This window comes from Furfurilactobacillus milii, from assembly GCF_021654115.1.
In the GTDB taxonomy this organism is placed as follows: Bacteria; Bacillota; Bacilli; order Lactobacillales; family Lactobacillaceae; genus Furfurilactobacillus; species Furfurilactobacillus milii.
In genome coordinates this window covers 421,843-428,216 of sequence record NZ_JAIWJF010000002.1, presented here as the reverse complement: position 1 = coordinate 428,216, position 6,374 = coordinate 421,843, and the positions used below count along the sequence as shown (strand labels likewise).

Sequence of the window (6,374 nt, the reverse complement as noted above, 5' to 3'; positions counted from 1 at the left end):
CTAGAGAAGTGCTGCTTTTACCGGTCAGGTACTCAGTGACCACCTTTGTACGAAACTCGAAAGTGAATTTAGACATAGTAAAACCCCCAAGGTTGAATTTGTTGTCCAACCTTGGGGGTTCACTTCATTCACGTTGGTCTGAATTGAAGCATTTTTGATTGAAAATCAATAATAGTTATTTTTTTGCTTTATCGCTGGCGCTGTCAGCAGCACTTTTTGCTGTTGAAGTCGCTGACTTAGCAGCTGAGCTTGTTTGGCTTGCCTTGCTTTGCGCAGCGCTGGCGAGTGACTTAGCGGAGCTAGCCGTGGACTTTGCGGCACTAGCAGCTTTGTCTGTAGCTGATTGTGCACTGGCCTCAGCCGCAGAGGCTTCCGAAGTTAATTTGCTATCAGCAGTAATCACAATATCATCGCTGTCGTCATCATCATCTTCGTCATTAACACCGTTCAGTTCATCCCGCAACGAAGCCGTCTCATCATCAAAGTCGTCATGCTTCTGACGGAAACGGTCACGGAATGAAGCCCCACGATCACCTAATGAACCGGCAAAATCATGTGCTGATTCATTAGCCGATTCTGTGTAGTCTTTCAATGATTCTTTGGCATCATCCACTGCATCGGCAGCATAAAATGCATAATCAACAGCACGGTCACGAACCGCCTGATAGCGTTCCGTTGCTTCTTCACGTAATTTATCGCGTTGTTCCTGTGATAACGAACGATACCCAGCATAAGCTGCAGCACCGCCTAACACTAGTCCTAACCAAAAACCTTTAGCCATTTTGTCGTCCTTCTTTCACGTTATTTATTCGTTGCTCGAGACTGCTTTTTTGTTTGATGGTTTCGATACATCTTATAAACAGAGTTGGCAGCCTTAGTAGCAACGCCTACCTTACCTGCACTTTTACCAGTGCTGGTAACCCGTGTGGTCAGATCACGTGTTGCGTTATTTAAGTCTGAGACACTTTCACCTAAATCAGCAGCAGCCTGAAAGACTGGATCCACTGTTGCAACCTTGTGGTTCACATCATCTAACAGTTCGTTTGCATTGCCAAGAATGTCTTCTACCTGCTTGGACAAAACATCCACAGAGCTACGGATAACCGCGACACTCTGGTTAACTTCGTGAAATGTCCGCAATAATACCATCAGAAAAATGCTAATAAAGATTGCCAAAATCAAGAATGCAATTGCTGCAATTACGCCACCTGTCATAATCTTTCCTCCAACTTTTCATAATGAATCATGTACTTAGCATCAGCATACCATAAACCGCAAACGCACAAAACCGTTTTCATTCGTCAATCATTATTCTGCATCACTCAAGTTTGTGAGCTGAGTCATTTCTTCAGCCGATAATGCAATTCTCGAAGCAGCGGTGTTGCTAAAGAAGTGATTGACATTACTAGTCCCAGGAATTGGTAGAATCACGTCTGAACGATGTAATAGCCATGCCAATGCTATTTGTGCTGGCGTTGCGCGATGTGCTTTCGCAATATCGGCCAGTGGACCAGTGGCTGTAGCAAGATGCCCCGTTGCCAATGGATACCACGGAATAAAAGCGATATGATGCTGATCAGCATAGTTCAAAACGTCTTCATCATGTCTATCCGTTAAATTATAGCGATTCTGAACTGATGCAATCGGCGTAATCTTTTGAGCCGCTTCAATATCATCAATCGTGACCTGACTTAACCCAATATGTTTAACCTTACCTTCTTTTTTCATATCGGCCAGCACACCGACCTGGTCAGCTAGCGGATAGTGCGGATCAATTCGATGCAACTGAATCAAATCAAGACTATCTAATCCCAATGAAAAAAGATTTATTTCAACTTGTTGGCGAAGATAATCGGGATTGCCAAGCGGCGTCCAAACATCCGGTCCTTGCCTGGTAAAGCCAACCTTGGTGGCAATCATTTTATGGGCGCCTTCATAATCCTGCAAAGCTTGTCTAACATAGTCATTAGCAAACAATGGACCATAAGCATCGGCCGTATCAATGAAATTAACATCACTGTTAAAAACAGCATCCATCACATCAACCGCAGCCTTAGGATCCGCATTTGGTCCCCAAACGCCCTTCCCTGGTAACTGCATCGTGCCGTATCCTAGGCGGTTAACTTCTAATTCATCATCAAACTTAAATGTTTTTGCTACCATGCTTAGCCTTTTCCTCCATAAGTAACAGTTAATTCTGGAACGGTACGTCCATCTCGCGTGCAAAACTCAATCGTCGTGTGATCACCAGTCGACGTAACGAGTGCAAACGTACCGCCTAGACTGGCATATTGACCACGTGGTTGACTAATACTGCCAGGATTCAAGAAAACAATTCCAGGCGTTTCAACCACGCCCAATTCATGCGAGTGTCCAAAAAAAGCAAAGTTTGCCTTTGCTTCCCGTGCGGCCAGAGCCAGTCGCGTTAAATCTTGTTTGATTCCGTAACGGTGACCATGTGTCAAGAAAATCCGTTTGTCATCCACGGTAACCGTCTGTGAAACGGGATATGAAGCATCAAAATCCATGTTCCCGCCGACCACATGATAAGTTGCCCATAACGGATCGTCCGCTGGCAATTCAGAATCACCACAGTGAAAACAAGCATCCACTTGGCCTTTAAATTGATCAGCAAGGGTTACCAAAATGTCTCGATCACCATGACTGTCACTTACCACTAGTAATTTCATCAGTCTTCACGCCACCAAATTGGAAATTGCGCCATCAGTGAATCCATTGCTTTGCCACGATGACTAATCTCGTTTTTTTCATCCATATTCATCTGGGCAAACGTCTTTTTCTTTGAAGCCACGTAAAATAGTGGATCATAACCGAACCCATCTTTACCATGCGCCTCACGTAGAATTGTGCCACGCACATCCCCACTAACAAACAACCGTTTACCATTTGGCTTAACGGCCACAATCGTCGTGTGAAAATTAGCCGTGCGTTCATCATCAGGCACCTTGTCCATGGCTGCCAAAAGCTTACGGTTGTTTGCCTCATCATCGTGGTTGCCAGCGTAACGAGCTGAGTGGATACCAGGTTCACCATTTAGCGCATCGACCTGGAGACCAGAATCGTCCGCAATAATCGGCAATTCCACCGTCTTTGCCAGCGCGTCCGCCTTAATTTGAGCGTTTTCAGCAAACGAACTGCCATTTTCTGGCGGCATCGTCACACCAGGAAAATCTTTGAGCGTTAGTACTTTAATTCCCAATGTTGCAAACCGTTTGCGGTATTCCGCAGCCTTACCTTCATTTTGAGTTGCAATTACAATTGTATCTGCCATAACTAGCCTCCACCTTGTTATTGTCTTACACCCTTAATAATGACCATTTTCAGTAAAAATTTCAATCAATGACCGCTTTATCCACGTTCATTCCCGATAATTGAAGCCACTGCATCGCGATCGTTTTGAACATTGCTGGCGAACCAGTGGTAAAGTAGTGATCCTCGCCAACCTTTTCCTTAGCGGCCATGTGGTAAACATCAAGTAACTGAGCCACCACGTTGACAGTTTCTGCTCCGGAGTCAATCAAGGTTACATTACTCCCCATGACGTTTTGAATCAGCGGCCGTAACAACGGATAATGCGTACACCCCATGACGAGCGTGTCGACTTTGCTATTTGCAAATGGTTGTAGTCCCTGTGCCACGATTTGTTTTGCAATTGGTGCTTGGTATTCATTGCTTTCAACAAGCGTGACAAACTTCGGGCAGGCCACACTCTGCACATCGACTGCAGCATTCTGTGCATGAATCGCCCGAGCATACGAGCCACTCTTGACCGTTCCCTCTGTTGCAATAACACCAATATGGCCGTTTTTGGAAGCCTTGATGGCCGCCTTGGACCCTGGATTAATCACACCGATAACGGGAATCGTCATTTTCTTTTGCAAGTCTGGTAATGCGGCTGCAGTCGCCGTATTACAGGCAATCACCAGCATTTTAATGCCTTGCTTTTCTAGAAAATGAACCATCTGCCAAGTAAAATCGACAACCTGTTCAGCGGGTCGTGGCCCATAAGGCAATCGAGCTTGATCACCAATAAAGCGGATCGTCTCGTTTGGCAATTGACGTAACGCTTGCTTAACCACCGTTAAACCGCCGACACCAGAATCTAAAAAGCCAATTGGCAAATCCGCCCGCAACCGAGTTTTATCCATTTCAACCATAATGACAAACGCCCCTTTATGTTTTCGTACTTTTTTCCGTTCTCAAAAAAACTTGAAACTATAGCATGACGCTTTCCGCGGTCTTTTTCAAGCATGCAGTCTGAAAACTTCCGTCCAGTCTTTTTTGACGGATGAAAGTTTGCCGCCGCAAGGCTATAATTATAGTAATTATGTATTTTAAGGAGACCAGTCATGGACCAATCAACCTATAATAAACTTTTACAACAGCCCGCAGTGTCTGCACTCGGCGCTGGCTTCATACGCGATGAAGTGCTTCCCGCTATTCTTGGCAGTGATCAATTGACCATTCTCTATTGGATTGGTCGTCAAATGGCGCGTCAAAATCCCCTTTCAGAAGAACAAGCCATTACCACGTTATTCGCACAACTTAATTTTGGTCGGCTGGTTCAAACCCACGGTGGTCGCAAACAACAACGTTTCGAACTAAACGGTCCAGCAGTCAGTCATCGGTTAGCTGCCTATCCGGAAGCAAGTTTCGACTTTGAGGCCGGTTTTCTCGCCCAAGAAATCGAGATCATTACTGGTTCTGCCACTGAAGGCACCGTTGATGAAATTCATAAAGACCATGTGACGTTTATCATTCAGAGTGATCCAAAAAACATCGTCGGTGAAGTTGCTGCCAGAGTACCGAGCTTAAAGATCAATAGTGAAGATACCACTAACGCGCAACAGTCAAAATAACTGTGAATTCAAAATGCCTGCCACATGAGCCTCTATTGCCCATGATTTAAGATTACTTTTTTATGATTTAATAATTCAAAAACGATGTCAGTTGGCATCTATGTACGAAAAAACACTTCAAATCCATTATGGACTGAAGTGTTTTTTTGCGACTAATTATTTTAGTCTAAAAATGCTTTTAAAAACATCAAAATGCGCATTACTGAGACAAAATCCTAACTACTTAAAACTGGTCAGATTTTGTGTCGTTGGATCCAACTGTTGCCAGTCCTTTGAATAGTAACGTGTATTGATGTGATACTGCGGTTTAGCCTGTTTGTTAGCCATGAATGGGCGAACACCCTTATCCACAGCAACCCAACCACGCCAGCCTAAGTGAATCGTGTCTTCCATAAAGTATGGTTGACCGCCATCCTGGCTCAAATCCAGCACATTATTGAAGCCTTGTGAGGACAATTGCTGCTTGATCTTATTGTTCGTTTGGTCGATCATCTCACGATTCAGTCCCGTATATTTGGCCCACCGCTCATTGATTGGTGGCAAGATGAACAGGACATCCGTATGCGTTTGTGCGAACTGATTCAGTACCAGCTCAAAATCACTGTATTCAGGAGATTTTCGGTAATCAAACTTAGCCTGTTCACCCTTTAGTTCTGCAACATGACCACGTAAACGATTACTGTAAAAACTATTCTTGATACCCAGTGAATTATTGGTTGTATTCTCTTTACCCAACGTGGTTGCCGTTTTGTCGAGTGCAGCATAACTTTGGGAATCTGGCAATTGCTTGACGCCTTTGTCAATCTTACTCAAGTTATGCCCTAAACGATAATCGGAGAAAAGTTGATCTTCATGAGATAAAATCAAAGCACTAACGGATAATTGAAGACGATTGTAATTTGATAACGGCTTGCCCTTAGCCACTTTACGTAACATTTGAGCAATTGCATGGTCTGAATGACCGGAAGGCATCTCCAACAATCTTTGGGCTGCATACCGATTCATTTTCGTATTCTGAATTTGTTGGAGCCAATCGACGGTCTGAAGCTTGGAATAGTAGAATCCAAAAGCATCCGGACAGGCACCCTGTGGCACAAACCACTGAGGAGAAATAATAAACACTGCTTTTTTATTTTTCATCTGAGTGTCAATCGTTTGCATCGAATAATACTGTGTTAACGATTGTGTACCGGCCGCACCGAGCAAAAACGGACGGTAATTACGGTGATACTTTTGCGCCAAAACAGATGGATGCAATGGATCCATCCGCGACAGCTCACTAGAACCAAAAAATGGCACGTACTTACCAGCTAACGCCTGCTTTTTAATTTGACGGCCCTTAAAAACTTGTGGTGCTAATGAAACCGCCGCACGACGCTCCGTTTCCGCCGAGTTGTGAGCAAAGTTAATTGGCGAAAGTAATAGCAAAAGTAAAATGATGAATGCCGTAATGACCGGGCCGATAATCAACCAAAGTCGTTTCGAGGAATTCAT

The 6,374-nt window shown here is 44.3% G+C and carries 8 protein-coding genes; 1 reads left to right on the top strand and 7 read right to left on the bottom strand.

Annotation, left to right across the window (positions count from 1 at the left end; genetic code table 11):
* Window positions 1-175: 175 nt before the first annotated feature.
* The 6 genes from LDK34_RS04450 to racE all read right to left on the bottom strand — a co-directional run bounded on the left by LDK34_RS04450 (window position 176) and on the right by racE (window position 4,178).
* A complete protein-coding gene (locus tag LDK34_RS04450) occupies window positions 176-781 on the bottom strand; it encodes a YtxH domain-containing protein (protein WP_178942712.1) in 606 nt (201 codons plus the stop codon).
* Window positions 782-801: 20 nt separating this feature from the next.
* Entirely contained in the window at window positions 802-1,215 is a 414-nt protein-coding gene (locus tag LDK34_RS04445) for a DUF948 domain-containing protein (RefSeq protein ID WP_161004300.1), read from the bottom strand.
* A 93-nt stretch (window positions 1,216-1,308) separates the two neighbouring features.
* A complete protein-coding gene (locus LDK34_RS04440; RefSeq protein ID WP_178942713.1) occupies window positions 1,309-2,163 on the bottom strand; it encodes an aldo/keto reductase in 855 nt (284 codons plus the stop codon).
* Between the two features lie 2 nt (window positions 2,164-2,165).
* The gene (locus LDK34_RS04435; RefSeq protein WP_178942714.1) at window positions 2,166-2,690 is read right to left on the bottom strand and encodes a metallophosphoesterase; all 525 of its coding nucleotides are present in this window, start codon (window positions 2,688-2,690) and stop codon (window positions 2,166-2,168) included.
* Window positions 2,690-3,292, bottom strand: coding sequence for an XTP/dITP diphosphatase (locus LDK34_RS04430; RefSeq protein WP_178942715.1), 603 nt, complete (start codon window positions 3,290-3,292; stop codon window positions 2,690-2,692). Before LDK34_RS04430 ends, LDK34_RS04435 begins: the two co-directional genes overlap by 1 nt.
* 61 nt (window positions 3,293-3,353) lie before the next feature.
* Window positions 3,354-4,178, bottom strand: coding sequence for a glutamate racemase (gene racE, locus LDK34_RS04425; RefSeq protein ID WP_225439103.1), 825 nt, complete (start codon window positions 4,176-4,178; stop codon window positions 3,354-3,356).
* A 192-nt stretch (window positions 4,179-4,370) separates the two neighbouring features.
* Here racE and LDK34_RS04420 point away from each other — a divergent pair, with 192 nt between their 5' ends.
* Window positions 4,371-4,880, top strand: coding sequence for a DUF2507 domain-containing protein (locus tag LDK34_RS04420; protein WP_178942716.1), 510 nt, complete (start codon window positions 4,371-4,373; stop codon window positions 4,878-4,880).
* A 219-nt stretch (window positions 4,881-5,099) separates the two neighbouring features.
* Here LDK34_RS04420 and dltD read toward each other — a convergent pair whose 3' ends face one another.
* Entirely contained in the window at window positions 5,100-6,374 is a 1,275-nt protein-coding gene (dltD, locus tag LDK34_RS04415) for a D-alanyl-lipoteichoic acid biosynthesis protein DltD (protein WP_236941512.1), read from the bottom strand.

Excerpts from the sequence above, each read along its gene's own strand:
- LDK34_RS04450 (WP_178942712.1), bottom strand. The coding sequence starts at position 781 with ATGGCTAAAGGTTTTTGGTTAGGACTAGTGTTAGGCGGTGCTGCAGCT.
- LDK34_RS04445 (WP_161004300.1), bottom strand. The coding sequence starts at position 1,215 with ATGACAGGTGGCGTAATTGCAGCAATTGCATTCTTGATTTTGGCAATC.
- LDK34_RS04440 (WP_178942713.1), bottom strand. The coding sequence starts at position 2,163 with ATGGTAGCAAAAACATTTAAGTTTGATGATGAATTAGAAGTTAACCGC.
- LDK34_RS04435 (WP_178942714.1), bottom strand. The coding sequence starts at position 2,690 with ATGAAATTACTAGTGGTAAGTGACAGTCATGGTGATCGAGACATTTTG.
- LDK34_RS04430 (WP_178942715.1), bottom strand. The coding sequence starts at position 3,292 with ATGGCAGATACAATTGTAATTGCAACTCAAAATGAAGGTAAGGCTGCG.
- racE (WP_225439103.1), bottom strand. The coding sequence starts at position 4,178 with ATGGTTGAAATGGATAAAACTCGGTTGCGGGCGGATTTGCCAATTGGC.
- LDK34_RS04420 (WP_178942716.1), top strand. The coding sequence starts at position 4,371 with ATGGACCAATCAACCTATAATAAACTTTTACAACAGCCCGCAGTGTCT.
- dltD (WP_236941512.1), bottom strand. The coding sequence starts at position 6,374 with ATGAATTCCTCGAAACGACTTTGGTTGATTATCGGCCCGGTCATTACG.